This window comes from Streptomyces sp. NPDC042638, assembly GCF_040647235.1.
Taxonomy (GTDB): domain Bacteria; phylum Actinomycetota; class Actinomycetes; order Streptomycetales; family Streptomycetaceae; genus Streptomyces; species Streptomyces rameus.
Genome location: NZ_JBEZBT010000012.1, coordinates 34,012 through 60,710 on the forward strand (window position 1 = coordinate 34,012; position 26,699 = coordinate 60,710).

Genomic DNA, 26,699 nt, shown 5'->3' on the forward strand with positions numbered 1-26,699 from the left:
AAATTACAGCCCGGGGATGAGGGAGATGAGCAAATCGATGATCTTGATGCCGATGAAGGGGGCGATCAGTCCGCCGATGCCGTAGATACCGAGGTTGCGGCGCAGCATCTTGTCCGCGCTCATGGGCCGGTACCGGACGCCCTTCAGGGACAGCGGCACCAGCGCGATGATGATCAGCGCGTTGAAGACGACGGCGGAGAGGATCGCGGAGTCCGGCGAGGACAGGTGCATGATGTTCAGCTTGTCCAGGCCCGGGTAGACGGCCGCGAACAGCGCCGGGATGATCGCGAAGTACTTCGCGACGTCGTTGGCGATGGAGAACGTCGTCAACGCGCCCCGGGTGATCAGGAGTTGCTTGCCGATCTCGACGATCTCGATCAGCTTGGTCGGGTTGGAGTCGAGGTCGACCATGTTGCCGGCCTCCTTCGCGGCCGACGTCCCGGTGTTCATCGCCACGCCGACGTCGGCCTGCGCGAGCGCCGGGGCGTCGTTGGTGCCGTCACCGGTCATGGCGACCAGCTTGCCGCCCGCCTGCTCCCGCTTGATGAGGGCCATCTTGTCCTCGGGGGTGGCCTCCGCGAGGAAGTCGTCGACCCCCGCCTCCTCGGCGATCGCCTTGGCGGTCAGCGGGTTGTCACCCGTGATCATGACCGTCTTGATGCCCATCCGGCGCAGTTCCTCGAACCGCTCCCGCATGCCGTCCTTGACGACGTCCTTGAGGTGGATGACACCGAGGACGCGTGCACCCAGGTCGTCCTGGACGGCGACCAGCAGGGGCGTACCACCGGCCTCGGAGATGCGGTTGGCGATCGCGTCGGCGTCCTCGGCGACGGTTCCGCCCAGTTCCCCGACCCACGCGATGACCGAGCCGGCCGCGCCCTTGCGGATCCGGTGCCCGTCGACGTCCACACCCGACATACGCGTCTGGGCGGTGAACTCGATCCACTCGGCGCCGGCCAGCTCGCCCTGGTGGCGTTCACGCAGTCCGTACTTCTCCTTCGCCAGGACGACGATCGACCGCCCCTCGGGGGTCTCGTCGGCCAGCGAGGACAGCTGCGCCGCGTCGGCGACCTCCGCCTCGGTGGTGCCGCGCACCGGCAGGAACTCGGCGGCCTGCCGGTTGCCGAACGTGATCGTGCCGGTCTTGTCCAGCAACAGGGTGGAGACGTCGCCGGCGGCCTCCACCGCACGGCCCGACATGGCCAGCACGTTGCGCTGCACCAGGCGGTCCATGCCCGCGATGCCGATCGCGGAGAGCAGGGCGCCGATGGTGGTCGGGATCAGGCAGACCAGCAGGGCGACGAGAACCACCATCGTCAGATGCGTGCCCGCGTAGTCCGCGAACGGCGGCAGCGTGGCACAGGCCAGCAGGAACACGATCGTCAGCGACGCCAGCAGGATGTTCAGCGCGATCTCGTTCGGCGTCTTCTGCCGGGCCGCGCCCTCGACCAGGTTGATCATCCGGTCGATGAAGGTCTCACCGGGCTTGGTGGTGATCCTGATGACGATCCGGTCGGACAGCACCTTCGTGCCGCCGGTCACCGCGCTGCGGTCGCCGCCGGATTCGCGGATCACCGGAGCGGACTCACCGGTGATCGCCGACTCGTCGACCGAGGCGACACCCTCGACGACGTCACCGTCACCGGGGATGACGTCGCCGGCCTCGCAGACCACCAGGTCGCCGATGGTCAGCGCGGTGCCCGGAACCTGCTCCTCGGATCCGTCCTGGAGCAGCCGGCGGGCGACGGTGTCGGTCTTGGCCTTGCGCAGGGTGTCGGCCTGCGCCTTGCCGCGGCCCTCGGCGACCGCCTCCGCCAGGTTGGCGAAGATCACCGTCAGCCACAGCCAGGCGCTGATCGTCCAGCCGAACCAGTCGCCGGGGTCCTTGAAGGAGAAGGCCGTGGTCAGCACCGAGCCGATCCACACCACGAACATCACGGGCGACTTGACCATCACCCGGGGATCGAGCTTGCGGAAGGCTTCGGGCAGGGACCTGACCAGCGCCCTGGGGTCGAAGAGACCCGCGCCGACACGGCCCTCGGCGGGCTTGTGCCCGGTCGGCGCGTCCTGGTGGGGCGCAAGGGTGGGAGTGGACATGGAGTCCTCGTGCTTCTGGGTGTCGGTGGTCATCACGCCAGCCCCTCGGCGAGCGGGCCCAGCGCCAGGGCGGGGAAGTACGTGAGACCGGTGATGATCAGGATCGCGCCCACCAGCAGGCCGGCGAACAGCGGCTTCTCGGTGCGCAGGGTGCCCGCGGTGACCGGGACCGGCGTCTGCCCGGCGAGCGAGCCGGCCAGCGCCAGCACGAACACCATCGGCAGGAAGCGGCCCAGCAGCATCGCGAGTCCGGTCATGGTGTTGAACCAGTCGGTGTTCGCGTTCAGGCCGGCGAAGGCCGAGCCGTTGTTGTTCGACGCGGAGGTGAAGGCGTAGAGCACCTCGGAGAAGCCGTGCGCGCCCGAGTTCAGCATGGAGTGCGGCGGGGTCGGCAGGGCCATGGAGGCCGCCGTGAAGACCAGCACCAGCGCCGGGGTGATCAGGATGTAGCAGGCGGCGAGCTTCATCTCCCGGCCGCCGATCTTCTTGCCCAGGTACTCCGGCGTACGGCCGACCATCAGACCGGCGATGAACACCGCGATCACCGCCATGATCAGCATGCCGTAGAGGCCGGAACCGGTACCGCCGGGCGCGATCTCGCCCAGCATCATGCTCAGCATCGTGATGCCGCCGCCGAGGCCGGTGAAGGACGAGTGGAAGGAGTTCACCGCACCGGTCGAGGTGAGCGTGGTCGACACCGCGAAGATCGACGACGCGCCGACCCCGAACCGGGTCTCCTTGCCCTCCATCGCGCCGCCCGCGGCCTGCAGCGCCGGGCCGTGGTGGGCGAACTCCGTCCACATCATCAGGGCGGTGAAGCCCAGCCAGATCGTGAACATCGCGGCGAGGATCGCGTAGCCCTGCTTCACGTTGCCGACCATCACACCGAAGGTGCGGGTCAGGGAGAACGGAATGACCAGGATCAGGAAGATCTCGAGCAGGTTGGTGAAGGGGGTGGGGTTCTCGAAGGGGTGGGCGGAGTTGGCGTTGAAGTAGCCGCCGCCGTTGGTGCCGACTTCCTTGATCGCCTCCTGGGAGGCCACCGCACCGCCGTTCCACTGCTGCGAGCCGCCCATGAACTGGCCGACCTCGTGGATGCCGGAGAAGTTCTGGACCGCCCCGCAGGCGACCAGGATCACCGCGGCGAGGGCGGCGACCGGCACCAGGATGCGCAGGGTGCCGCGCACCAGGTCGGACCAGAAGTTGCCCAGCTCACCGCTGCGCGAGCGGGCGAAGCCACGCACCAGGGCCACGGCGACCGCGATACCGACGGCCGCGGAGACGAAGTTCTGTACCGCGAGGCCGGCGGTCTGCACGACGTGCCCCATGGTCTGCTCGCCGTAGTACGACTGCCAGTTGGTGTTGGTCACGAACGAGACGGCCGTGTTGAACGACTGCGCCGGGTCGACCGAGGCGAAGTGCAGCGAGCCGGGCAGGACGCCCTGGAGCCGCTGGAGCAGGTAGAGGAAGAGGACGCTGACGGCCGAGAAGGCCAGCACGCCCCGCAGATACGCGGGCCAGGTCATCTCGGTGTCGGGGTCGGCGCCGATGCCCCGGTAGATCCACTTCTCGACCCGCAGGTGCTTCTTCGAGGAGTAGACCCCGGCCATGTAGGTGCCGAGCGGGACGTGGACGAGCGCCAGCGCGCCTATCAGGGCGAGCAGCTGGAGCACGCCGGCCAGTACGGGAGTCATGTGGGCTCTCAGAACCTCTCCGGGAAGATCAGGGCGAGGACGAGGTAGCCCAGCAGGGCGACGGCCACGACGAGGCCGACGATGTTCTCGGCGGTCACAGCTTCGTCACCCCCTTGGCGATGAGGGCCACCAGCGCGAAACCCGCGAGCACGGTGACGACGAAGGCCAGATCGGCCATCGCGAACTCCTGGAGTGAGGTTCGGTTGAAGGGGACGGTTAGAGGAAACCGCCTCCATGGCCGGATCCGGCCGCCGTTGACGGCTCCCTTACGCCGGCTCCCACCCCTTTGACGGGACTCTTACGACCTCGATGCCGGCGGCGAGCACGGGTTCCTCCTTCAAGAGAGCGGCTCGGGGAGGCGGCGCACCGCTGTTGCCGGTTCCTTGGCGGCGACAGCGGTGACCTTGACGCTGTCCTGACGCGATCTGATCCGATAGCGTGAGCGGTGGTGCGCCGGGAAGTCTGGTCGGCCGGGAGCCGGAGCGGCTTCCGCAGTCCCAGGGGGACGGCATGCGCAGCGTCGGTACGGTTCTCGCCCTCGTGGTCCTCGCCACGGTGGTCGCCACCTTCGCCCGCCGATGGCGCATTCCCGCTCCCTCCCTGCTGGTGGTCGCCGGCCTCGCCGTGGCGCTGCTGCCGGGCACCCCGCAGATCGAGATCAGTCCGGAGATCATCGGACTCGTCGTCCTGCCGCCGCTGCTGTACGCGAGCGCGGAGGACATGCCCTGGCGGGAGTTGCGCGCGGTATGGAAACCGGTCGGGATCCTCGCCATCGGCCTGGTGCTGGCCTCGGCGGCCGCCGTGGGGGCGGTGGCGGTTCTCCTGACGCCGCTGTCGTGGCAGATGGCGTTCGTGCTGGGCGCGGTGCTGGCCAGTACCGACCCGGTCGCGGTCACCGCGCTGGGTCGCCGGCTGGCCCTGCCGCCCCGGGTACAGGTCCTGGTCCAGGCGGAGAGCCTGTTCAACGACGCGACCTCGCTGGTGCTGGTGCGGGTGGCGGCGGGCATCGCCGCGGCCTCGGCCGCCGCGAACTGGGAGTCGGCGGGCGGCCGGTTCCTGGTGCTCGCAGGCGGTGGCACGGTGATCGGCGCGGCCGTGGGCGGAGTGATCATCCTGATCCGGCGGCGGACCGAGGATCCCGTACTGGAGACGGTGATCGCCCTGGTCACCCCGTATGCCGCCTACCTGCTGGCGGAGGCCGCGCACACCTCCGGCGTGACCTCGTGCGTGGTGGCCGGCGTGGTTCTCGGCGGAGGTGGTGACCGGCTCACCAACGCCCGCATCCGCCTCCAGCTGCACGCCGTGTACGGCACGGTCGTCTTCCTGCTGGAGAGTGTGGTCTTCTCCTTGATCGGGCTGGCCCTGCCCGCCGAGGTACGGGCTCTGGCCCACGGTGACCGGGCCTGGCCGCTGTACGCCCTCGCCGTCGCCGCCACGCTGATCGCCGTGCGGCTGCTGTGGATCGCGCCGCTGTCGGCGGTCGTGCAGCGCAGGGGTGGCATCGGCCGGATTAACTGGCGGGTGCCGATGGTGCTGACCTGGGCGGGCACGCGCGGGGTGATGCCACTGGCCGCCGCGCTGTCCGTCCCCGAGGTCATGAGGAACGGCACGCCGCTCGCCGACCGGCCGCTGGTGCTGGTGCTGACCACTTCGGTGGTGGTGGTGACCCTCGTGGTACAGGGCTTCACCCTCGCCCCGGTCGTCCGCGCCTCCGGCATCGCCCTGGAGCCCGCGCACACCGCACGCGAGGAGGCCCGGGCCCGGGCCCGCCTCGCCCACGCCGGGCTCGCCCGCCTGGAGGAGCTCGCCGAGCTGGAAGTCGTACCCGACGTCGTCCTGGACCGGCTCCGCCGGGGACTGGTCGCCCGCCTCGACGACGCCCGCGACCGTCTCGCCGAGAGCGACGGAGCCGAGGGCGCGGCCACCGAGTCCGCCGACCGGGTCTACCGCCAGCTGCGCCGCGACCTGATCGCCGTCGAGACCGACGAACTCCAGCGGCTCTACGACGCCCACGCCATCAGTGACACCACCCGCCGCCGCCTGCAGCGGTCGCTGGACCTGGAGGAGACCCGGCTGACGGACGTCTGAGGGTTCACGGCCGGGCACCTTCCGTGAAAGACCCCGGGTCGGGCGGTGGACGCTCCACCGGTCGCCGATCCGCCCCCGAGGTTGCGGCGCGGAAGACTCCACCGGACGGAGCCGGACCGAACCGGACGGACGGCGAAAGCCGTGACGCCGGGCGACATCTCGTCGCCCGGCGTCTCGGCATGCGTTCGGCCCGCGCCCGTATCCGCCGGAGCGGCGAGCGGCGAGCGGCGAGCGGCGAGCGGGCCAGGACGCAAGGCGGCTGTCGGGAGGCAGTCGATCCGTCGTGCGGGGCCGTACGGCGGCTTGATCCGCGATCACCCGGGACAGGGCCCGGGCGTGCGCCCGGCAGCCCCTGAGGTGGGTCGGCCGGAGCCTGTGATCCACCGTCACGTGAGTGGCTGAGGGGCCGCTGCTCCCCACGGAGTCGCGGCCCCTCGGTCTCCCGTCAGGAGGAGAGGTGGGGCTTCACCAGGACGACTTGGTGACACCGGGCAGGAAGCCCGCGTGCGCCTGCTCCCGCACGCGGACCCGGGACAGCCCGAACCTGCGCAGATGGCCTCGGGGGCGGCCGTCGACGCTGTCGCGGTTGCGCACGCGAGTGGCGCTGGCGTCACGGGGCTGGCGGCGCAGTTCGGCGATCGCCGCACCGCGCTCGGCTTCCGTGGAGGACGGGCGCCGGATGATCTCCTTCAACTCGGCGCGGCGCGCGGCGTACCGCTCGACGACGGCCTTCCGCTTCTCGTTCTTCGCGATCTTGCTTCGCTTGGCCATCAGACCTTCCCTCCCCGGGCGCGGATGCGTGCGACGGCCGCCTCCACGCCGATCACGTCGACGGTCTTGATGCCGCGGGCGCTCAGCGTCAGCCGGACGTACCGGGACTCGCTGGGCAGCCAGTACCGCTTCTGCTGGATGTTCGGGTCGAAGCGGCGGGAGGTGCGCCGGTGGGAGTGGGAGATGCGGTTGCCGAATCCCGGCTGGGCGCCGGTCAGTTGGCAGTGGGCGGACACAGGATTGCCTGCCTCTCGGTGAGGGGGTAGTTATCGGTAATGGAAATCGTTCCCATATAGTAGCGCCCATGGCTCGCAACGAACTCCGCCCGGTCATCAAGCTCCGCTCCACCGCGGGGACCGGCTACACGTACGTGACCCGCAAGAACCGCAGGAACGACCCGGACCGCCTGGTGCTGCGCAAGTACGACCCGGTCGCCGGCCGGCACGTCGACTTCCGCGAAGAACGCTGATCCGACCCACTACCGCTCAAGGGAGCCCGCCATGAAGCCCGGTGTCCACCCCGCCTACGGCCCCGTCGTCTTCCGCGACAAGGCCGCCGACTTCGCCTTCCTGACCCGCTCGACGCTCACCAGCGACAAGCAGATCGAGTGGGAGGACGGCAACACCTACCCGGTCGTGGACGTCGAGATCTCCTCGGCGAGTCACCCCTTCTACACCGGTACCGCCCGCGTCCTCGACACCGCGGGCCGTGTGGAGCGCTTCGAGCGCCGGTACGGCCGATCCGGAGGCCGGTGATGCGCGCCGGAGGCCGACTGCCCGTCGTCATCGTCGGCGGCCTGCACGCGGACGCCCGCGCACAGGTGGTCGACCGCCTGCTGAAAGCGGTGCCGGGGAGCATCGCCCTTCACCACGACCTGGCGACCGCGGGCGAGGGAACCGTACGACGCCTTCTCCGCGACGCGTCGGGTGTGCTGGCGTCGGGCGAAGCACCGCTGGTCAACGACTGCGCCTGCTGCGCACTACGCGAGGACCTCGTCCCGGAACTGGAGCGGCTGGCCGGCCACGGTCTGACGCGGCTGGCCATCGTCGAGCTGTGGGACTCGGTCGAGCCCAAGGCGATGGCCGAGGTCGTCGCCGCGCACAGCGGCGAGGACCTGACGCTCACCAACGTGATCACCGCGGTCGATCCCGCGCTGGTCCTGCCGTACCTCTCCAACGGGGACGACCTGGCGGAGGCGGGCCTCGCGGCGGCGGCGACGGACCAACGCACCGTCGGCGACACCTGGGCCCGGCAGCTGGAGTACGCGCCCGTACTCGCCCTCGTGGACAGCGAGGAGGCGGACGAACAGGACCACGCCCTGCTGACCCAGCTGCACCCCACCGCCCGCCACGTCGACGCGGCCTCGGGGGAGCTGGCGCACCTGGCGTTCGCGGGGTTCGACGTGGAAGCGGCGGCCACGGCCCAGCACCCGGCCTGTGCACTGCTGCCGCAGGACGCCGACGAAGCAGGTGTCACGACGCTGGTGTGGCACCGCGCCCGGCCCTTCCACCCCGAACGCCTCTACCAGGCGCTGGAAGACCTCTGCTGCGCGGCGGCACGCAGCAGAGGGCGGTTCTGGCTCGCCGACCGCCCCGACACACTGCTCGCCTGGGACGCGGCCGGCGGCGCCCTGTGCGTCGAGAGCGCGGGCCCGTGGCTCGCCTCGCTGCCCGACGCGGCATGGGATCTGGTCCCCCCGGTACGGCGGGCGGCCGCCGCCCTGGACTGGCACCAGGAGCACGGCGACCGCTGCCAGCACCTCGTCTTCACCTCACCCGGACTCGACCGCACCGGTGTCGAGCAGCTACTCGACTCCTGCCTGCTCACGGACGCCGAGTACGCGGCCGGGCCCGAGGGCTGGCAACGCCTGCCGGCGGCCTTCGACTCCCTGCTCGACGCCACCTGACCCACCCGCTCGCACAACGACCGCTCTCACCATCCCGATTCGAGGAATCCGCATGACCCGACGCATCACCACCCGCAAGCCGGTGAAGACCCGGACCAATCCGCTCGTCGCGGCCGGCATCACCTACGTCGACTACAAGGACACGAACCTGCTGCGGAAGTTCATCTCCGACCGCGGCAAGATCCGCAGCCGGCGCGTCACCCACGTCACGGCCCAACAGCAGCGCCAGATCGCCGCGGCGGTCAAGAACGCCCGCGAGATGGCCCTGCTGCCGTACTCCAGCCAGCGGGACTGACGCCGCTTCAGCCCGGCGAACCCCCGACCCCACGGGCTCAGCGCCGGCGCACGGGCAGACGCCGACTCGGTCGAGCGGGTAATGGAGCCTCAGGACCCCCGTCGGACACGCTGAACCCGGAGGCTCGAGATCGTCATGGCAGCACAGGAGAGAGAAAGCGCACCAAGGCTCACCCAGCTCACCCGGCCCGGCGAGGTCACCTCCGCCCTGCGGGGGAACCTCGTCGACTGCTGGGTGACGGTGAGCAACGCCGGCGGCGCGGTCATCCCGTACGGATTTCCGCTGCCGCCGGTGACCGCGCGGCAGGTCGGGCCGGTGCTGGACCAGGTGGTCCAGGAACTCCACCCGCAGCGCTGCAGAATGCTCGTGGCCACCGTCGAAGGTGAACTGGCCGGCTGGCTGCTGCTGCGCCGGGACCAGCACCCGCTCGTCGCCCACTGCGGAGTGGTCAACCACGTCCAGACGCACCCCCGGTTCCGGCGGCTGGGCATCGGCGCCGCGCTGATGCGCCGTGTCCGCGACGTCGCACGCGACGACATGGGCCTGGAACGGCTCGGACTCGGCGCGCGGGCGGGCCTGGGGCTGGAGGTGTTCTACCGCAGACTGGGCTGGCTCGAGGTCGGCCGGTGGCCGGGGGCGCTGCGGGTGGCCCCCGGCGACGACCGGGACGAGATTCTGATGAGCCTCACCCTCTGACACCCCCCGGGCGCCCTCACCCGGGGGGCTTCAGTCCTTGACCGCCACGAGGACCTGGCTGTCGCCGAACTGCCAGACCGACGCGACATGCGAGAAGCCCGCCTCGCGCAGTAGTTCGGCGTGGCGGGCAGCCGTCAGGTGGTCGCCCGCGCTTCCGCCGCCGAACCCGGCCAGGCGCTGCTCGCGCTCGGTGAACAGGTCGGCGAGTTCCGGGTCCCGAGCCGCCCCGCGCCACCAGGACTGCCAGTCCTCCTGGCCATGGCTGCCGGCTCGCTCGGCTCGGCGGCGGCCGACGTGGGCGGTGAGTTCGGAGCAGCCTGGGGCTTGTTGGGCGAAGTGGTCGCCGTTGACGAGGGCGCCGCCCGGACGCAGAAGGTCCCCGAGGCACCGGTAGGTGTCGAGGAGCGTCGGTTCCGGAAGGTAGTGGAGGGCTGTCGTGGAGACGGCCGCGTCCAGCGGGCGGTCCAGTTCCAGGGCGTCGGTCCAGTGGTCCTCACCGACGACCGCGTCCACGTAGCGGGCGGCGCCCGCGTGGTGGGTGCGGCCGAGTTCCAGGAGGAGCGGGTCCATGTCGACGGCGACGATGTCCGCGTCCGGCACGCGCGCGGCGAGCCTGGCCGCCAGGGAGCCGGGGCCGCAGCCCAGGTCGAGGAGCAGTGGCCGAGTGCGGTCGGCCGTGACGTGCTCGACCACGTCGGCGATCACGGTGAACCGCTCCTCGCGGTCGACGGCGTAGCGCTGTTGCTGGAGTTCCCAGCGCTCCACCCACTCCTTGGCCGTCGCCATGCTCACGCCCATCTGGTCGCGCCACCTCTTCCGTCTCACACCTGTCACGGACACCGCCGAATGTACAGGTGCTGGAAACGGTTTTCATCGTGGCTTCACCCGAGCGAGGTGAGGACGGCCAGGAGGCGGTCGATTTCACCGAGGGTGTTGTAGACGTGCAGGCTGACCCGTACGGAGCCGTCCTTCTTCTCGTCCGTCCCGGCCTGGCAGAGGCTGTCCGCCCGGACCATGAAGCCATGGCTGAACAGGATGAAGCCGAGGTCGTCGGAGGGGATGTCAGGGTGCCGGAAGGTGACAATGCCATGGCGCCGCTGCGCTGCGGGGAGCGGGGAGTCGGCGGCCAGGCTGGACTGGCAGCCCAGGATCTCGTATCCCGGAAGGCGGCCCAGCCCGTCGGACAGCCGGGTGGTGAGGGCGGCCGTCCACTGTGCGATCCGGTCGGTGCCGACCGCGTCCAGCCAGTCGAGGGCGGCCTCCAGCGAGGCGATGCCCACGGTGTTGGGGGAACCCTGCCAGCCGCCGGGCCGGAAGGCCGGGCCGCGTGCGTCGCGTGCCCAGATCGCGCCGGTGCCGGGCAGCGCCAGTGCCTTGTGGCCGGAGAAGACCACGAAGTCCACGTCGAGGGCGGACTCGCCGACACGGACCGGCAGATGGCCGATGCTCTGGGCCGCGTCCAGGCAGATGGGTACGTCCGGGCCCACGGCCTCGCGGATACGGTGCACGTTCATGTCGCCGCCGTACACGTGGTGGACGTGCGTGGCGGCCACGAACCGGGTGCGCGGTCCCACGAGGCGGTCGAACGCCCGGTGGTCGTAGTCGCCCGACCCTGCCTGGTACGGCAGCGCGTGCACCTGGACGCGGATCCCCCGGCCGGCGAGCAGCCGCTGGGCCTCCAGCCAGGGATCCAGATTGGCCCGGTGGTCGGCGAACGGAACGAGGATTTCGTCGCCGTCGGTGAGCCAGGTGGTGAGCCAGTCCCGGGCGACGGTACGCAGTCCCTCGCTGGTACCGCTGGTGAAGTGGACGGAGGACCCCTGAGGATCCGGGTCGCCCAGGAACTCCTTGACCCGCAGCCGGGTCCGTTCCACCAGGTCCGTCGTCCGGTTGGCCCAAGGGTAGGCACCCCGGCCCGCGTTGGCGTTCGAGGTCGTGAGGTAGGACTGCACCGCCTCCAGCACGGCTCTGGGCTTCTGCGCGGTGGCCGCGCTGTCGAGGTAGGCCAGCTCGGGATGGCCGGTGACGATGGGGAACTGCGCCCGCGCCTCCCGCTGCCAGTCGGCCGACTCTGCCGGGTCGTCGTCTCGGTGGACGGACCGCACCGCGCTCACTCCCGCACCAGCGGCGCGCCCGCGTCCCGCCACGCGACGATGCCGCCCGCCAGGCTGCGCACGTCGGGATGACCCATCCGGGTCAGCAGTGCGGCGTACCGGGCGGACTTCTCGCCGACCGGGCAGGCCAGCAGTACCGGCTGCCGCTTGCTGAAGGGCAGGCCGCCGCGGACCAGTTCGTCGAAGAGCTCGTCGACGATGTTCACCGACCCTTCGATGTGCAGCGCGGCGTAGGCGTGCGGGCCCCGCAGGTCCACGACGAGTGGGCGCGGCTCCGCGTCCGCCATCCAGCGCCGGGCGTCGTCGGTGCGGACGGCCTTGGCCTCGTCCCGCACCTCCGCCTCGGTGAGAGCGGCGGCCGACGGCCCGCGCAGCCGGCCGCCGAGGAGCTCGGGGCGGCGCTGCCGTACGTAGCTGAGGTAGCTCTCGGCGCGGTCGCAGACGATGAAGACGGCTGTCCGGCGCTCCTGCGAGGCGTCCAACTCCGCGTCGGCCTCGCGCAGATGACGGATCGCGCCCTGGTACGCGGCGCCTCCGGTCGGGCCGGACAGCAGACCGCAACGGCGTATGAGGGTCAGCATCCCGTCGATGGCCTCGTCCGAGGTGACCGACTCGATCGTGTCGTACGTCGCCGGGTCGAACAGGCCGACCTGGTGCACCTCGTCGATGGTGCGGATGCCGGGTATGAAGTCCGACTTGTGGGCGACCAGGCCGAGGACCCGGACCCCGGGGTCGTGCTCGCGCAGCACCCTGGCCACGCCGGTCGACGAACCGGCCGTGCCCACGCAGGCGATGAACCAGTCCGGTGGCCGGCCGTCCAGGTCCTTGACGATCTCCGGACCGGTTCCCACCGCGTGCGCCTCGGTGTTGCGCGGGTTGAAATACTGGTCGGTGTGCACGTACGCGCTGCCCGGTTCCGACAGTGCCTGGTGGAAGCGGGTCAGTGGATCGTCCGTGTCGGTGGGGTCCAGGCACTCGCTCCGCCCGGGCAGTTCCTCGATCTCGGCACCGAGCAGCAGAAGCAGTTCCTTGATCTCCGGCACCCGCATGCGGTTGGTGACGCTCCTGAAGCGCAGCCCGTGCATCCCGGCCAACAGGGCGAGTGCCTTGGCCGTGTTGCCGCTGGAGAGTTCCACGACCGTCTCCCCGCCCTCGGCGGCGGTCTCGAGCAGCGGGCGCGCCATGTTCCAGGCGGGCCGGTCCTTGACCGAGCCGAAGGGGTTGAGCATCTCCAGCTTCGCGTACAGATCGATGTGCCGCAGGCCGTGCACGGCCGGATCGATGCGCACCAAGGGCGTGTTGCCGATGGCCTCGGTGATGCTGTCGTACCTCATGCCCCTTGCTCCCCGGGGTGTGTGATCGGCCAGTACTCCTCGTCCAGGCACCAGCGCCAGGAGCCTCCCTGTCTCGTGACGGCCACCGTGCGGGCCATCGGCTGCCGTTGTGCCTGGTGGGCGCGGAAGTCCATGGCGTAACCCGCGGTGTTGGCGAACGCCAGCAGATCGCCGACGCGTGGCAGGCGGGGCAGGTAGACCGTGCGACGGGTGATCAGATCGGCCTCCAGGCAGAGGTTCCCGACCAGTTGGACCCCTACCGGCCGCTCGTCGCCCTCCCCTCCCGCTCCGGTGCGCGGGAGCAGTACGGGGTCGACGAGTACGCCGTGTTCCTCCAGGCTCACGTCCCCCGCGTTCATACCCAGCCGCACCAGATACTCGCCGGGCCCGTCCGCGGTACGGCGTACGTCCTGCACCCGTGCCAGGGAGAGCCCGCACTGGTCGACGAGGGCCCGGCCCGGTTCGATGTGCAGGTCGTAGAGGTGTTCCAGGAGCAGGGTGGCGGCCGGGCGACCCAGGGAGGGGGCGGGCAGCGAGAGCAGTTCGTCGAGATAGCCGGGCCCCGCGGTGGGGCGGTACGCCGGGTAGAGGGCGGCGGCCCCGCGTACCGTGCCGCCCTCGTTGCGCAGTCCGTAGGCGTGTCCGTGCCAGGTCAGGGGCGGGCGGGTGCCGAGCACCGCCTCGGTCAGCGCGGTGGTGTACCGCTCCCACTGCCCGGCTTCGGCGACGTAGCCGACTCCGAAGCCGCCGCCGATGTCGATGACACGGGGTGCCAGTCCCCGGGCGCGGCACTCGTCCATGACCATGACGCAGCGTTCCAGCGCTCGGACCTTTTCCGCCAGGGCGGTCGTGTCCAGGTGGTAGGCGATACCCGTCAACTCGACGGCGTCCCGGTGCCGTTCGACTGCGGACAGCAGCTCGCCGACCTCTCCCACCGGGGAGCCGAAGCGGCTGCGCCGCGACAACACCCTTGTGCCCGCTCCCGGGGAGCCCTCGGCGGACTCGAACGCCGAGAGCCGCAGGAGGACGTCGACGCGGGGCAGGTCGTACGTCCTCACGATGGCCGCGAGCTGCTCCAGTTCGCCGTGCGAGTCGAGGTTCACCGTCACCCCGGCACGGGCGGCCAGCCACAGCAGCTCCGGGTCCTTCGGTCCGGTGGCCATGATGCGGTCCGGCGTGATGCCGCAGCCCAGGACATGCCGCAGTTCGCCCAGCGAGGCGACGTCGACGCCGACGCCGGCCGGGTCCGCCGCGGCCAGCCGCCGCACCAGCGCGCTGGACCGGTTCGCCTTGTGCGCGTAGTACACCCGGCCGGCGAGGTGGTGGTCGCGGTAGACGGCACGGAAGCGGTCGGCGTTCTCGGCGATCCGCTCCGGCAGCAGCACGTTGAGCGGAGAGCCGAGCGCCTCGACGAGGGAGTGCAGGAACGGCCCGTCGGTCAGCAGGCCGGAGAGCGGCGGCTCCAGTCGTGGTTGCAGATACAAGGGCACACCCACGACAGATACCTTCCCTTCCCCCTCCACACCGGCCGGACGGAAGCTCCCCTCAGCCGTCCGGGCCTAAGCATTTCCCTGCGAAAGGTCATTAAGCCCCGACGGGCCGCGCGGCCGAGTCGGCCGGCGGGCCTTGATCGGGGCCGGTGGCTCGGGGGCGCGGTGGTGGCCGCTCGTCCTCAGTCCGTGGTCTGCGCTTCCGTCAGGGGGAACGGGCCGCGGACCAGTCACCCCGGCCGACGACGGTACTGGCGTCGCTCCCGCCCCACCCCGACCGAGGGTGCCGGGGACCAGTGCCACGGGGATGGCGGGTTATGCAACTTCCCACAAGGGCCTATGAGGGGGTAAAGAATCCCCTCCGGCGCTGTCGGCCGCATCGGCACCGGGCTACTTTCGTCCCCGTTCTGTCATGCACATTCTTCACCGTGTCATGTCCATGACTGCACTCGCCGCCGCTGTGCGCGTCACGGGCCTGCCGATCCAGTGCGAATCCCCACTTCTCGATGGAGGCAGTACCCCATGCGTGAATCACGCCCCAGCAGGCGGAGACGGAGTCTGCGAAGACTCCTGGCCGTCGCCCTCCCCGCCCTCGCCCTCACCGTCACCGGACTCGTGGCGGCACCGACAGCGGGAGCCCAGTCCACCGCCGCTCCCGCGCCCCACGCGTCCAAGGTCACGCAGAACGCCAAGGCCCTGACGGACCCGAAGCGGCAGACGTTCCACTCCACCGGCAAGGCCGGGCAGAAGGTCCCCACGACCCGTCTGTGCGCCACCGCGAAGCCGGGCCACGCGTCGTGCTTCGCCCAGCGCCGCAGCGACATCAGGCAGCGGCTCGCCTCGGCGCTCGCCGCCGCCGCGCCCTCCGGCCTCTCCCCGGCCAACCTGCACAGCGCCTACAACCTGCCCACCACGGGCGGCTCGGGCCTGACCGTCGCCATCGTCGACGCCTACAACGACCCCAACGCCGAGTCGGACCTGGCCACCTACCGGTCCACCTACGGCCTGTCCGCCTGCACCAAGGCCAACGGCTGCTTCAAGCAGGTCAGCCAGACCGGTTCGACCACCTCGCTGCCGACGAACGACAGCGGCTGGGCCGGTGAAGAGGCGCTGGACATCGACATGGTCAGCGCGGTCTGCCCGAACTGCAGCATCATCCTGGTCGAGGCCAACTCCGCGACCGACACCGACCTCGGGATAGCCGAGAACGAGGCCGTCACGCTGGGTGCCAAGGTCGTCTCCAACAGCTGGGGCGGCTCCGAGTCGTCCAACCAGACCACCCTCGACACCCAGTACTTCAAGCACCCGGGCGTCGCGATCACCGTCTCCTCCGGTGACTCCGCCTACGGTGCCGAGTACCCGGCGACCTCCCAGTACGTGACCGCCGTCGGCGGCACCGCGCTCACCACCTCCTCCACCTCCCGTGGCTGGAGCGAGTCGGTCTGGCACACCAACTCCACCGAGGGCACCGGCTCCGGCTGCTCCGCCTACGACCCGAAGCCGAGCTGGCAGACGGACACCGGCTGCGCCAAGCGCATGGAGGCCGACGTCTCCGCCGTCGCCGACCCGGCCACCGGCGTCGCGGTCTACGACACCTACGGCGGCTCCGGCTGGGCGGTCTACGGCGGCACCAGCGCCTCCGCCCCGATCGTCGCCGGCGTCTACGCCCTCGCGGGCACCCCGGGCTCGGCCGACTACCCGGCGAAGTACCCCTACTCCCACACCGGCAACCTGTACGACGTGACCAGCGGCAACAACGGCAGCTGCTCCCCGTCGTACTTCTGCACCGCGGGCACCGGCTACGACGGCCCGACCGGCTGGGGCACCCCGAACGGCACCGCCGCCTTCACCGCGGGCACGTCCACCGGCAACACGGTGACCGTCACCAACCCCGGCAGCCAGAACACCACCGTCGGCGGCTCCGTGAGCCTGCAGATCCACGCCACCGACAGCGCGGGCGCGGCCCTGACCTACAGCGCCACCGGCCTGCCCGCCGGCCTGTCCATCAACGGCTCCACCGGCCTGATCACCGGTACGGCGTCCACCGCCGGCACCTACCAGGTCACCGTCACCGCGAAGGACTCCACCGGCGCCACCGGGTCCACCTCCTTCACGTGGACGGTCGGCTCCGGCGGTGGCGGCGGCTGCTCCGCCTCCCAGCTGCTGGCCAACCCCGGCTTCGAGTCGGGCAGCACCGGCTGGAGTGCGAGCAGCGGCGTCATCACCACCGACTCCGGCGAGGCCGCCCACAGTGGTTCCTACAAGGCATGGCTGGACGGCTACGGTTCCAGCCACACCGACACCCTGTCCCAGTCGGTGACCGTCCCGGCCGGCTGCAAGGCGTCGCTCACCTTCTACCTGCACGTCGACACCGCGGAGAGCGGCAGCACCGCGTACGACAAGCTGACGGTGACCGCCGGTTCGACCACGCTGGCGACGTACTCGAACGCCAACGCGGCCTCCGGGTACAGCCAGAAGACCTTCGACCTGTCCTCCTTCGCGGGGCAGACGGTCACCCTGAAGTTCAACGGTGTGGAGGACTCTTCCCTCCAGACCAGCTTCGTCGTGGACGACACCGCCCTGACGACCAGCTGATCCGCGCCACCTGACCGCCTGACCGCCTGAACGCCTGAACGCCTGACACACGATCCCGCACGCGGATGCCGTCCGCGTGCGGGATCCGTTCGTCGCGCAGTTCCCCGGCCCGTTCCAGGCTGCGGTGCACCGGCCGACCAAGCCACTGTCGGCAACCGGTGGAACCAGCCGCACACCGCTCCGATAACATGTTCAAACTTACGACGATCGCCTGTATAACCCTTTTTCGGCCATTTGACCCAAATCGACCGCATAGACCAGATAATTGATATCTAGAGCGCCGCGGATACTTCCGCCAATAGTCAGCAGAGTCAGGCTCGTTGCACGGAGTCGGCCACGCACGCTTCTGTGGGCCTCGGCGGGTGCGGCGGGCCTCGGGATCCTCATCACGCTGGAGGTCGTTGCACGTCACTACGGTCAGCCGGGACCGGTCACCAGCCAGGTGCGGGAGGTGATATTCGCCCCCAAGCCGGGGCCGTTGTACGGCGGCCTGGCCTTGACGATGGTGGTACTCACCTGGCGGCAGCGGTTCATCGCCGCGGGTGCCGCGGTCGGCATCGACATCGTCTTCGTGCTGGCGCGGTGGGCGGTGGGCGCCAGGCCGGCCGACGGACATTTCTTCGGCAACGGCGCCTTGTGGGTCATGCTGGCCTGTGGCGTCATCGCTGTCACGCGCCGCACCGGCGGGGAACGCGTCCTGCTGCTGAAGGGCGTCGGGCTCGGCCTGCTGCTGGTGACCGGCCGCAAGACCGGCGACGCCTGGCTCCTGATCACCTCGAAAGCCCGCCCGGCCGTGCTCGACCAGTACGTGGCGGTCGTCGATCACGCGCTGGGCAACCCCTCATGGCTGGTAGGCCGGCTTCTCAGGGCCACCGACCCCATCGGCACCCATCTTCTCGGCGTGGTCTACGCCCAGCTCGCGGTGGCGGCGATCGTCGTCGCGCTCTACCAGTTGCGCGACGTGGCGGTCGAACGCCGCTTCCCCCGGCATCACCTGGTACGCACCTTCCTGGTGATCGGCCTCCTCGGACCGGGCATATACATGCTCTTCCCGATGGTGGGGCCGGTCTTCGCGTACGGCCCCGGCGCCTCCGGCACCGGCGGCGTGCAATGGGCGGTGGCCAACCTCTGGCCGGACACCCCGCCGCCGCTGCACACCCCGCACCCGATGCCGTACGACGGGATCACCCCGCGCAACTGCATGCCCAGCCTCCACACGGCCTGGGCCACCGCCATCTTCATCCACTCCCGGAAGGGCCCGCGCGTCCTGCGGTACGCGGGGACGTTCTGGCTGGTCGCCACGCTCACCGCAACGCTCGGCTTCGGCTACCACTACGGCGCGGACCTGGTCGCCGGCGTGGTGTTCGCGCTCACGATCGAGGCGGCTCTGCGCTCGTTCGACCGCGGCTGGGACCGTCAGGGAGTCCGGCTGGTCGTCCACGGCACCACGGTCTTCGCCGCGCTCCTGGTGTCGTACCGCTATCTGCCGATGGAACTGGCGAGGCATCCTGCGGTGTACGGGCCCCTGCTCATTCTGGCGATGGCCTCGGTGGTCTCCGGCTACGTGCGGACCACCAGGCTCTGGGAACCGAAGGCCGTACCGACGCGACAGCCGGAACCACAGCCCGAACCCGTTTGACGGCGGCGATGGGGTGGAAGGGGCCGACAGCGGTCGGTTCCACCCCGTACCCCCTTTCTCAGAGACCGGTCGGAGCGGTTCCCCCGTCCTGCTCGCCGGGACGGTGCCCGACGTGTGTGCGGCCCGCGTGCGCGTTCCAGTCCGCGTGGCCCCCGGCGCCCAGAACGCCGGTGTCGGTGGCCAGCTCGCCGCTGGAACGGGCCCGCAGTTCGCGCCTGGCGGTGCGGCTGACCAACGCGGGAAAGAGCGGCCGCAGAGGCTGGCACCAGCGCAGCCACGGGGGCGCGTAGATGTGGTGGGCGCGCCGGATGATGCCGGCGGTGAGCCAGTCCGCCACCTGTGCGGGACTGTGGACCCTGCGGGCGAACCAGGGTTGGTTCTGACGCAGGGCACGCAGCACGGGATGGTCGTCGATACCGCTGATCATGTCGGTACCGGTCCAGTGGAGGTAGGCGATCCCGACGGCGATACCGTCGGGTTCGACCTCGCCGCGCAGCGCCTGGGCGAAGGATTCCGCCCCCGCCTTGGAGGCGCAGTAGGCGCTCATCATGGGGGCGGAGCCGAAGGCGGCGGTCGAGGCGATCTGGAGGAAGTAGCCGCGCGTGCGGCCGAGCTGTGGGAGAAAGGCCCGGGCCGTGTTGGCGGATCCGATCAGGTTGACGTCGATGACCCGTTGCCACAGCTCGGCCGGCGTCCGGCTGAAGGGTCCACCGGCGGCGATGCCGGCGTTGGCCACGAGTACGCTCGCGGGGCCGAGTCGGTCGGCGACCTGCTGAGCGGCACGGTCGAGGGCAGCGCGGTCGGTGACGTCCGCTTCGATGCAGATGCTCGGGGACGGCAGGGAGGCAGCCGCGCGGTGGAGGGTCTCCTCTTCACGGCCGACCAGCGCGACCCGCAGCCCGATACCGGACAGACGTTCGGCGAGCGCCCGGCCGACTCCGCGGGCCGCACCGGTCACGACAGCGACGCGCCCTCGCGGAGGTGCGTCCTGGCCGAAGGCCCGTGCGCCCGAATCCCCGACGCGGTCCATGTCGCTCCTCGCTCTCCCCTGCCACCCACCTTCCCTACCCCGCCGCGCGGCCGCCCTGTCAGGTGTCCGGCTGGTCCTCGCCCGGTCGGCGCAGCACGGTGAGGAGGTCATCGCGCTCCGCGACCGCTTCCAGGGACAGGGTGCGGTAACCGGCTTCGTCGAAGAGGACGGTGATGCGGTCCGGCCATCCGCTCCGCTCGCTGTGCCGCCCGGCCGGGTGACACGCCCTCGGCCAGGCGCACCTCGCCGCCCTCGCCCGTCGCGACGGCACCGGCCTCCTCCACCAGGCTTACCGCCGCGGTGACCCGTCCCTGCCCGTCCGGCCGGTGCCTGACGAGGATCCTCGTATCGGGGTTGACGAGGGTCCTCGCGTCCGGCTCCCGGCCTTCGCCGCAGGCGCGGGAAGTGCCGCGCGGACAGAGTTGCCGCTCGGCGAAGATCACCGACGGCGATTCCCTGCCAACGTTGTCACGCTTATTGGTCTACACCTTGACTGGTACACACCAAAGCGGTTGAGTATGGCTCGCCATCCCCCCACCCGAGCCTCCCCCGGACGCCGTGGCCGACCCGTCGGCTCCGCCATGCCTCCGGTGTCGCCGGGCTCCGCAGAGGAGTTGTCTCCGTGTCGAAGCGCTGTCTCTCCGCACTCCTGACCGCGGTGGTCATCGGAACCGCGGCACCGGTTCTGCTGCCCGCCGCAGCGGCCTCCGCCGCATCCTGCTCCAGCTACCCGAGTTGGACGGCCGGCAAGTCGTACGTCACCGGCGACATCGTCCGGTACACCGACGGCAAGGCGTACATCGCAGAGCACGACAACCCGGGCTACGACCCCGTCATCAGCACCTGGTACTGGGAGCCCTACGCCTGTGACGGTGGCTCCACCGACCCCTCGGGCGGCTTCGTCGTGAACGAGGCGCAGTTCAACCAGATGTTCCCGAACAGGAACTCCTTCTACTCCTACGCCGGCCTCAAAGCCGCGCTGAGTTCCTACCCGGCCTTCGCGAACACCGGCAGCGACACCGTGAAGAAGCAGGAGGCCGCCGCCTTCCTCGCCAACGTCAGCCACGAAACCGGCGGCCTGGTCTACGTGGTGGAGCAGAACACCGCCAACTACCCGCACTACTGCGACTGGAGCCAGCCCTACGGCTGTCCGGCCGGCCAGTCCGCCTACTACGGCCGTGGTCCCATCCAGCTCAGCTGGAACTTCAACTACAAGGCCGCGGGTGACGCACTCGGCATCGACCTGCTCCACAACCCCAACCTCGTGCAGACCGACGCCTCCGTCGCCTGGAAGACAGGGCTCTGGTACTGGAACACCCAGACGGGCCCCGGCACGATGACGCCCCACAACGCGATGGTCAACGGTGCCGGATTCGGTCAGACGATCCGCAGCATCAACGGCTCACTCGAGTGCGACGGCCGGAACCCCGCACAGGTACAGAGCCGCGTCGACGCCTACCAGCGGTTCGTACAGATCCTGGGAACCTCGGCGGGCAACAACCTGTACTGCTGATCCGGCGCGGCCCCGCGGCCCCGCACCGCCGGTCACGGCGGGGCCGCGTCCCACCGTCGGCTGGACTCAGAACGCCCACCGGGTGTGGGTGTACACCCCGTCGTCCCGGCCGAAGCCGTAGGCCGTGGCCGGCGCCACCGCGAACACCACCGCGTCCCCCTTCCGGAACGCGTCCCCGATCCCGTGGAAGGTGCCCTCGGGCGCGGTGATGTGCGGCCCGTACTTCGCCTCGTACGCCGCGATCACCTCCTCGAGCAACGCCGGATCCGTGACCTGCTCCGCCTCGCCTTCCACCACGAGGTCGAGGCCCGCGGTGAGCGAATTGCCTCCGGTGGTCGGCGCGCAGTGGCCGTCGTGGGCGAGGTTCCTCGCCTTCTGCTCCCCCGGACCGGTGGAGAAGTACAGCGCCCCCTCGTGCCAGGCCGCGATCACAGGGGTGACGTGCAGCCGGCCGTCGGGCCGTACCGTGGACAACCAGAAGATCTCGGCGGCCTCCAACCGCCGCTGCGCCTCGGCCCATTCGGTGGCGGTGACGTGTTCGGCGCCCGGACGCGGCTGGAGCGCGGAGCTGTAACGGGTGTCCAAGTCAGTCGTCGGTTGCTGTGCCGACGGCCGCTCGGCGGGTCCTGGTGTGGGCATGACGGACCTCCTTCTCCTCTCGCCAACGACCGGCCGGCCGAGCGGAAATCATCGCCCCATGCGGTTTCACCCTTTCCTCGCCGGCACTCACCGGGAGGGAGCAACCGGACCGGACCGGTGAGCGCGGAAGTCCAGCGCGAAAGTCCAGCGGTTGTGGCCCGGCGGCCGATACGGACTCCGCCTGGTCGAACGCCCCCTGAGGTGCGGTCGTCGCCGGCGGCGGCTTGTCCGCCTACCCCGACAGCATCGGAACCCAGTGGGCCATCACCTCTCCGCCCGGACGACTGGCCGTTCAACCCGCCGGTCGCGGACCTCTTCGATCCGACGCTCGCGGGCCAGGAGATCAGTCGGAGCGAGTTCGAGGAACACTGGGCGAGGGCCCGTCACGCGGACAGCGAGCGGTAACCGCCGGTGTCGGGGGCTGGGCTGGAGTGAAGTACGTACGGTGGTCGTCTCCCTGGTCACCCGAGGGCGTCCCAGAAAGCGCAGTGGTGGCGGGGGTGCGCCGTGCGGGTGGGGACGATGTGGTCCGGCGCCAGGGACAGGACCGCCCGCCGGGGCCAGCGCGGTGACGACGGGCCGTTCGGGTCGGCGGTGCGGGCGAAGCGCGACCAGTAATCGATCATGGTGTCGGCCAGCCGGTGCTGTGCCGCGGTCAGGTCGCGGGGGCGGCCGCCCAGGTCGAACAGGTAGGGCAGTTCACTCGCGTGCGGTGCGCCCAGGGGGAACGGCGGTGTGCCCGAGGTGAGCGGCGGTGCGTGTTCGTCGGCGAACTCGTAGCGCCATACGGGCACATGGGCGGCCAGCAGGCTGTCGGTGCGCGCCGTGGGGCAGGCGAAGTCCGCGTCGCCGATGACCGCGCCGAACACCGGCCCCCCGTCGGAGCGGTGTACCGGGTACTCGCGGACGATCGCCTTCCCTTCCGAAGAGGGGAAGAAGGCGGCCACGACGTCGGGCCAGGTGCCGGGAGTGACGGGATAACCGGCCTGAACGATGCCGGCGGCCCAGCCGTTGCCCTCGTCGTGGTTGTTGCCGACGAGCACGGGGACGCGGTGGAAGCGGCCGGCGGCGATCGCCGCCGCGGGGTCGGCGGGCAGCAACGGGGTGGCGTGGGCGGGCTGTTGGTCGGTGTCCTGGGCCGCGAGCAGCCTGGTGACGTCCACGCGCCGCAGGCAGGCCACGGCGTCGCGGGCGGATCCGCAGCCGACCTTCGCCGCGAGGTCCGCGCCCGCGGTCCGCGCCGTGGACAGGGGGACGGAGGACGGGGCGAAGGGCCGGTCGGGGCGCCCTGTGCACGGGCCGCTCTGGATGATCGCCCGGTCGAAGAGCCCCGCGGCGGCGGGTGAGGCCAGCTGGGCGCAGACGCTGTAGCCGCCCGCCGACTCACCGGCCAGCGTCACGTCGTGGGCGTCCCCGCCGAAGGCGCCGATCTCGGAGCGGACCCAGCGCAGTGCCGCCTGCTGGTCGGCCAGGCCGAAGGTGCCGGAGCCGGGCAGCCCGCTGTGGGCGAGGAATCCGAGGGCTCCGAGGCGGTAGTCGACGGTGACGACCACGACGCCGCCGCGGACGGCCATGCGGTGGGCGTCGTACGTACTGCCCGCCCCGGTGGTGAAGCCGCCGCCGTGCAGCCACACGAGCACCGGACGGGGGCGCGCCGGTCCCGCGCCGTCGGGCGTCGTGATGTTCAGGTGGAGACAGTCCTCGTCGGTGCTGCCGCCGGGCACCTCGCCGGCCGGCTGCGGGCAGGCGCCGGCGGGCCGGGTCGCGTCCCGCACCCCCGACCAGGGGGCGGCGCGGTGGGGCGGAGCCCAGCGCAGCCTGCCGACCGGGGGCGCCGCGTAGGGGATGCCATCGAAGGTGCGGTAGCCGTCGTGGGCGGCGCCCCGCACCGGGCCGGCGTGGGTGAGTACGGTCGTGGCGGCGGGCCGGGCGTGCCCCGGCGGTGGCCCTGCGGACCAGGCCGTCGCGAGGACGGCGGTCAGGGCGCAGCCCAGGGTGCTGGTCAGGACACGGTGCATGGTCGTCTTCTCCCCGTCCGGTCAGCTGCCGCCCATGCCGCCCTGAGCGGCGATCATGGTCGTCGGCAGAGCGCGTACGGCTTTCTCCAGGCCGGGCGCGAGGGCCGCGAGGCTCCCCGTGCAGGCGTCGATACGGGCCCGGAAGGTCTTGTGGTCCTGCCGCGACACGACCGAGCGGATGCCTCCCGCCGCGGCCAGCGCCAGCAGCGCGGCGTCGGCGGCGGGGACTTCCCGCACGGGGCCGTCCCCGTGCAGCACCGTGGACACGCGCGCGCGGACCGCGGCGGACAGGGCGCGGTCGGTCACGGTCAGCCGCCGTGTGCCGAAGCGGGTGCGGGGTGCCCGCACGTTGAGGAGTCCGGCCGCGGCGAGCCGGTCCTCCACCTCCGTCAGGGTCCGCCCGCGGTGGCGGCGCACGAGGTGCTTCCAGGTGTGCCCGTCGGCGGCGTCCCGCAGGACGCCGTCCAGGACGGCGTCGCCGGTCGGTTCCGTGCCGGACACGGTGGCCGTGCCGTCGTCGTCCACCAGCCGACCGCGCAACGTGAGGTCGGTCAGGGCGGCGGCACGGACGAGCAGCTCGGTGCGGGAACGGTCGTAGGGGCCGTCGGCCGCGTCGTCGTGGGCGAGCAGATACATGAGGCGGGGCAGGTCGTCGATCACATCTCGACGCTATGGCCGGACACCCGGGCCCCGGATCGGCCCAGGGAACGGACTGGCGTTAGGAACGCAGGAGGATCGCGGGCCGGCCTCCTCCTTGAGGAGGAGACAGCGCCGTCAGGGGTGGCGTGGCCGCACGAGGCCGTGGTCGTAGGCGGCGACGACGGCCTGGACGCGGTCGCGCAGGCCCAGTTTGCGCAGCACCGCGGTGACATGGTTCTTCACGGTGGCCTCCGACAGGCCGAGCCGCTCGGCGATCTCCGCGTTGGACAGCGCCTGCCCGATCAGGGTGAGCACCTCCCGCTCGCGGGCGGACAGGTTCTCCAGGGAGGGTGGCGGCGCCGGGTCGGGGGTGGTGCGCAGGAACCGGTCGAGGACACGGCTCAGCACGGTCGGCGCCAGCAGTGCGTCGCCGCGCGCGGTGAGGCGGATCGCGTCGACGAGTTCGGCGGGGCGGATGTCCTTCAGCAGGAAGCCGCTCGCTCCGGCTCGCAGGGCGGCGACGACGTGCGCGTCCACGTCCCAGGTGGTCAGCACGAGCACCCTGGCCCGGCTGCCGCTCTCCGCGATCCGCCGGGTCGCCTCGATGCCGTCCACGACGGGCATGCGTACGTCCATCAGCACCACGTCGGGCGTCAGGTCCCGCGTGAGCCGCACGGCCTCCTGGCCGTCGGACGCCTCACCCACCACCTCGAGGTCGTCCCGGGCGTCGATGATCATGCGGAATCCGGTGCGGACCAGGATCTGGTCGTCGGCCACCACCACGCGAAGCGTCATGACGCGCGCTCCGCCGGCAGCCGCGCGGCCACCTCGAAGCCGCCTCCGGGCAGCGGACCGGCACGCAGGTCGCCGCCCACGAGCCGTACGCGCTCCTTCATCCCCAGAAGCCCGCGTCCCGTTCCCGACGCGCCCACGCCGCCGCCCTGCGAGGGCCGCCCGTCGTCGACCACCGTCACCTCCACGCACTCCTCTTCCACCGTCACACGCACGCTCACCTCACCGGCACCGGCCGCGTGCCGCAGCGTGTTGGTGAGGGCCTCCTGAATGATCCGGTACGCCGCCAGGTCCACCGCGGCGGGCAGCCCGTCGGTGGCGCCCTCGCGACGCACGTCCACGGTCATCCCGGTCGCGCGCACGGTGTCGGCCAGCTCGTCCAGGCGCGCGAGGGAGGGCCTCGGCTCCCGCTGCTCCCCCGCCCGTTCCTCCCCGGCCCCGTCCTCCCCCGCGTCGGGCCGGAACGCGCGCAGCAGCAGACGCAGTTCACCGAGCGCGGAACGGGCGCTCGTCTCGATGACCCGCAGCGCCCGGCGGGCCTGTTCGGGCCGTTCGGCGAACACGTCGTCGGCTGCGGCCGCCTGGACGACCAGCACCGACAGGGTGTGCGCCACGACGTCGTGCACCTCGCGCGCGATCCGCGCGCGCTCTTCCAGCACAGCCCGACGCGTCGCCTCCCTCGTCCGCGCCTGCTGCGCCCTGCGCCACTGCCCCGCGGTCCACGCCAGGACCACCGTCAGCAGATAGACCGCCAGACCCGCTGGACCGCCCACCGCGTAGGCCGGCGGAGCCGCCAGGCACATCAGCGCGAGCGCCCACAGCGACTCCCGCCGCGGCCTGGTGGCCGACAGCACGCACAGGGCGACCTGTGCCGCGAGCAGTGCCCCCGTCAGGGTCACCGCGGGCAGCAGCGCCCACACCGCGAGCCCCGTCACCGCGTTCGTGGCCAGTACGACGGCCGGGGCGCGCGTCTGCCACCTGAGGGCGCACGCCTGCACCATCACCAGGGCGACGGCCACGGGCAGCCGTCCGGCGTGCTCCGCGCCGGCCACGAGCACCGAGGTGCCGAGCACGGCGAGCACCAGAGCGGCCGACCCCCACCACAGGGCCCGGGCCGCCCGGGGCGACAGCTCGCCCGGCGCTTCCCCGGCGAACGCGCCGTCCGGCTGCCTGTCACTGCGGTCCACACCCCGACCCTATCCACTGGCGGGTGCGGCGAGGGGCCACGGTACGTCCGTCCGGTCCGCCGGCATGACGACAACTTGCTTGATGCGTCACGAGGGAGCTTAGGGGGTCGACGGGGCCCGGGCGGCGGCCTCCCCGTGATCTACGTGGTCATCGCGCTGCGC

The 26,699-nt window shown here is 71.3% G+C and carries 25 protein-coding genes; 9 read left to right on the forward strand and 16 right to left on the reverse strand.

The genetic code is table 11. The features are described 5' to 3' along the window. Positions 1-3: 3 nt before the first annotated feature. From kdpB to kdpF, 3 genes are read right to left on the reverse strand one after another with little or no spacing between them, the layout of a single operon-like run. Positions 4-2,130, reverse strand: a complete 2,127-nt coding sequence (gene kdpB / locus AB0B40_RS12885) for a potassium-transporting ATPase subunit KdpB (RefSeq protein WP_345058458.1) — start codon at positions 2,128-2,130, stop codon at positions 4-6. Next, positions 2,130-3,791 (reverse strand): potassium-transporting ATPase subunit KdpA, encoded by a 1,662-nt coding sequence (gene kdpA / locus AB0B40_RS12890; RefSeq protein ID WP_362263902.1) that lies wholly within the window; start codon positions 3,789-3,791, stop codon positions 2,130-2,132. Before kdpA ends, kdpB begins: the two co-directional genes overlap by 1 nt. A gap of 8 nt (positions 3,792-3,799) precedes the next feature. Continuing rightward, the gene (kdpF, locus tag AB0B40_RS12895; protein WP_016434100.1) at positions 3,800-3,889 is read right to left on the reverse strand and encodes a K(+)-transporting ATPase subunit F; all 90 of its coding nucleotides are present in this window, start codon (positions 3,887-3,889) and stop codon (positions 3,800-3,802) included. 412 nt (positions 3,890-4,301) lie between these two features. On the opposite strand from kdpF, the gene AB0B40_RS12900 reads away from it, so the two are divergent. After that, a complete protein-coding gene (locus tag AB0B40_RS12900; protein ID WP_345058462.1) occupies positions 4,302-5,879 on the forward strand; it encodes a Na+/H+ antiporter in 1,578 nt (525 codons plus the stop codon). A 465-nt stretch (positions 5,880-6,344) separates the two neighbouring features. On the opposite strand, the gene rpsN is transcribed toward AB0B40_RS12900, so the two are convergent. Both rpsN and rpmB read right to left on the reverse strand, forming a co-directional pair. Beyond that, positions 6,345-6,650: a 30S ribosomal protein S14 gene (rpsN, locus tag AB0B40_RS12905; protein ID WP_345058464.1), complete on the reverse strand. Its 306-nt coding sequence runs from the start codon at positions 6,648-6,650 to the stop codon at positions 6,345-6,347. Continuing rightward, on the reverse strand, positions 6,650-6,886 hold the full coding sequence (gene rpmB / locus AB0B40_RS12910; RefSeq protein ID WP_345058466.1) for a 50S ribosomal protein L28: 237 nt from the start codon (positions 6,884-6,886) through the stop codon (positions 6,650-6,652). The genes rpsN and rpmB overlap by 1 nt, the downstream gene beginning before the upstream one ends. Positions 6,887-6,954: 68 nt before the next feature. On the opposite strand from rpmB, the gene rpmG reads away from it, so the two are divergent. From rpmG to AB0B40_RS12935, 5 genes are all read left to right on the forward strand, one after another. After that, complete coding sequence (gene rpmG / locus AB0B40_RS12915) at positions 6,955-7,119, forward strand: 50S ribosomal protein L33 (RefSeq protein WP_030801977.1); 165 nt, start codon at positions 6,955-6,957, stop codon at positions 7,117-7,119. Positions 7,120-7,150: 31 nt separating this feature from the next. Next, a complete protein-coding gene (locus tag AB0B40_RS12920; protein ID WP_345058470.1) occupies positions 7,151-7,405 on the forward strand; it encodes a type B 50S ribosomal protein L31 in 255 nt (84 codons plus the stop codon). After that, entirely contained in the window at positions 7,405-8,556 is a 1,152-nt protein-coding gene (locus AB0B40_RS12925; RefSeq protein ID WP_362263903.1) for a GTP-binding protein, read from the forward strand. The genes AB0B40_RS12920 and AB0B40_RS12925 overlap by 1 nt, the downstream gene beginning before the upstream one ends. 52 nt (positions 8,557-8,608) lie before the next feature. Then, positions 8,609-8,851: a 30S ribosomal protein S18 gene (gene rpsR / locus AB0B40_RS12930; RefSeq protein ID WP_345058474.1), complete on the forward strand. Its 243-nt coding sequence runs from the start codon at positions 8,609-8,611 to the stop codon at positions 8,849-8,851. A gap of 135 nt (positions 8,852-8,986) precedes the next feature. Beyond that, positions 8,987-9,547 (forward strand): GNAT family N-acetyltransferase, encoded by a 561-nt coding sequence (locus AB0B40_RS12935; protein WP_345058476.1) that lies wholly within the window; start codon positions 8,987-8,989, stop codon positions 9,545-9,547. Between the two features lie 30 nt (positions 9,548-9,577). Here AB0B40_RS12935 and AB0B40_RS12940 read toward each other — a convergent pair whose 3' ends face one another. From AB0B40_RS12940 to AB0B40_RS12955, 4 genes are all read right to left on the reverse strand, one after another. Next, a complete protein-coding gene (locus AB0B40_RS12940) occupies positions 9,578-10,345 on the reverse strand; it encodes a class I SAM-dependent methyltransferase (protein ID WP_345058478.1) in 768 nt (255 codons plus the stop codon). An 83-nt stretch (positions 10,346-10,428) separates the two neighbouring features. Next, on the reverse strand, positions 10,429-11,652 hold the full coding sequence (locus AB0B40_RS12945; RefSeq protein WP_362263943.1) for an aminotransferase class V-fold PLP-dependent enzyme: 1,224 nt from the start codon (positions 11,650-11,652) through the stop codon (positions 10,429-10,431). Between the two features lie 5 nt (positions 11,653-11,657). Further along, positions 11,658-12,995 carry a pyridoxal-phosphate dependent enzyme gene (locus AB0B40_RS12950; RefSeq protein ID WP_362263904.1) on the reverse strand — a complete coding sequence of 446 codons (1,338 nt, stop codon included), beginning with the start codon at positions 12,993-12,995 and terminating at the stop codon, positions 11,658-11,660. Beyond that, the gene (locus tag AB0B40_RS12955; protein WP_362263905.1) at positions 12,992-14,491 is read right to left on the reverse strand and encodes a Y4yA family PLP-dependent enzyme; all 1,500 of its coding nucleotides are present in this window, start codon (positions 14,489-14,491) and stop codon (positions 12,992-12,994) included. The genes AB0B40_RS12950 and AB0B40_RS12955 overlap by 4 nt, the downstream gene beginning before the upstream one ends. Before the next feature lie 516 nt (positions 14,492-15,007). Between AB0B40_RS12955 and AB0B40_RS12960 the strand changes: the two genes are divergently transcribed. Both AB0B40_RS12960 and AB0B40_RS12965 read left to right on the forward strand, forming a co-directional pair. Beyond that, complete coding sequence (locus tag AB0B40_RS12960; RefSeq protein WP_345058484.1) at positions 15,008-17,080, forward strand: putative Ig domain-containing protein; 2,073 nt, start codon at positions 15,008-15,010, stop codon at positions 17,078-17,080. A 346-nt stretch (positions 17,081-17,426) separates the two neighbouring features. After that, complete coding sequence (locus tag AB0B40_RS12965) at positions 17,427-18,719, forward strand: phosphatase PAP2 family protein (RefSeq protein WP_345058543.1); 1,293 nt, start codon at positions 17,427-17,429, stop codon at positions 18,717-18,719. A gap of 58 nt (positions 18,720-18,777) precedes the next feature. Here the strand turns inward: AB0B40_RS12965 and AB0B40_RS12970 are convergent, their stop codons facing one another. Together AB0B40_RS12970 and AB0B40_RS12975 are read right to left on the reverse strand one after the other, a co-directional pair. Then, positions 18,778-19,749, reverse strand: coding sequence for an SDR family oxidoreductase (locus AB0B40_RS12970; RefSeq protein ID WP_362263906.1), 972 nt, complete (start codon positions 19,747-19,749; stop codon positions 18,778-18,780). A 58-nt stretch (positions 19,750-19,807) separates the two neighbouring features. Next, positions 19,808-20,020 (reverse strand): hypothetical protein, encoded by a 213-nt coding sequence (locus tag AB0B40_RS12975; protein ID WP_345058488.1) that lies wholly within the window; start codon positions 20,018-20,020, stop codon positions 19,808-19,810. A 351-nt stretch (positions 20,021-20,371) separates the two neighbouring features. Between AB0B40_RS12975 and AB0B40_RS12980 the strand changes: the two genes are divergently transcribed. After that, entirely contained in the window at positions 20,372-21,262 is an 891-nt protein-coding gene (locus AB0B40_RS12980; RefSeq protein ID WP_345058490.1) for a glycoside hydrolase family 19 protein, read from the forward strand. Between the two features lie 66 nt (positions 21,263-21,328). On the opposite strand, the gene AB0B40_RS12985 is transcribed toward AB0B40_RS12980, so the two are convergent. From AB0B40_RS12985 to AB0B40_RS13005, 5 genes are all read right to left on the reverse strand, one after another. Then, positions 21,329-21,901 (reverse strand): pyridoxamine 5'-phosphate oxidase family protein, encoded by a 573-nt coding sequence (locus tag AB0B40_RS12985; protein WP_362263907.1) that lies wholly within the window; start codon positions 21,899-21,901, stop codon positions 21,329-21,331. A gap of 461 nt (positions 21,902-22,362) precedes the next feature. After that, positions 22,363-23,919, reverse strand: coding sequence for a carboxylesterase family protein (locus AB0B40_RS12990; protein WP_345058498.1), 1,557 nt, complete (start codon positions 23,917-23,919; stop codon positions 22,363-22,365). Between the two features lie 21 nt (positions 23,920-23,940). Next, the gene (locus tag AB0B40_RS12995) at positions 23,941-24,579 is read right to left on the reverse strand and encodes a GPP34 family phosphoprotein (protein WP_345058500.1); all 639 of its coding nucleotides are present in this window, start codon (positions 24,577-24,579) and stop codon (positions 23,941-23,943) included. 114 nt (positions 24,580-24,693) lie between these two features. Beyond that, on the reverse strand, positions 24,694-25,353 hold the full coding sequence (locus AB0B40_RS13000) for a response regulator transcription factor (RefSeq protein WP_345058502.1): 660 nt from the start codon (positions 25,351-25,353) through the stop codon (positions 24,694-24,696). Further along, a complete protein-coding gene (locus AB0B40_RS13005; protein ID WP_345058504.1) occupies positions 25,350-26,537 on the reverse strand; it encodes a histidine kinase in 1,188 nt (395 codons plus the stop codon). Before AB0B40_RS13005 ends, AB0B40_RS13000 begins: the two co-directional genes overlap by 4 nt. Positions 26,538-26,699: the final 162 nt, after the last annotated feature.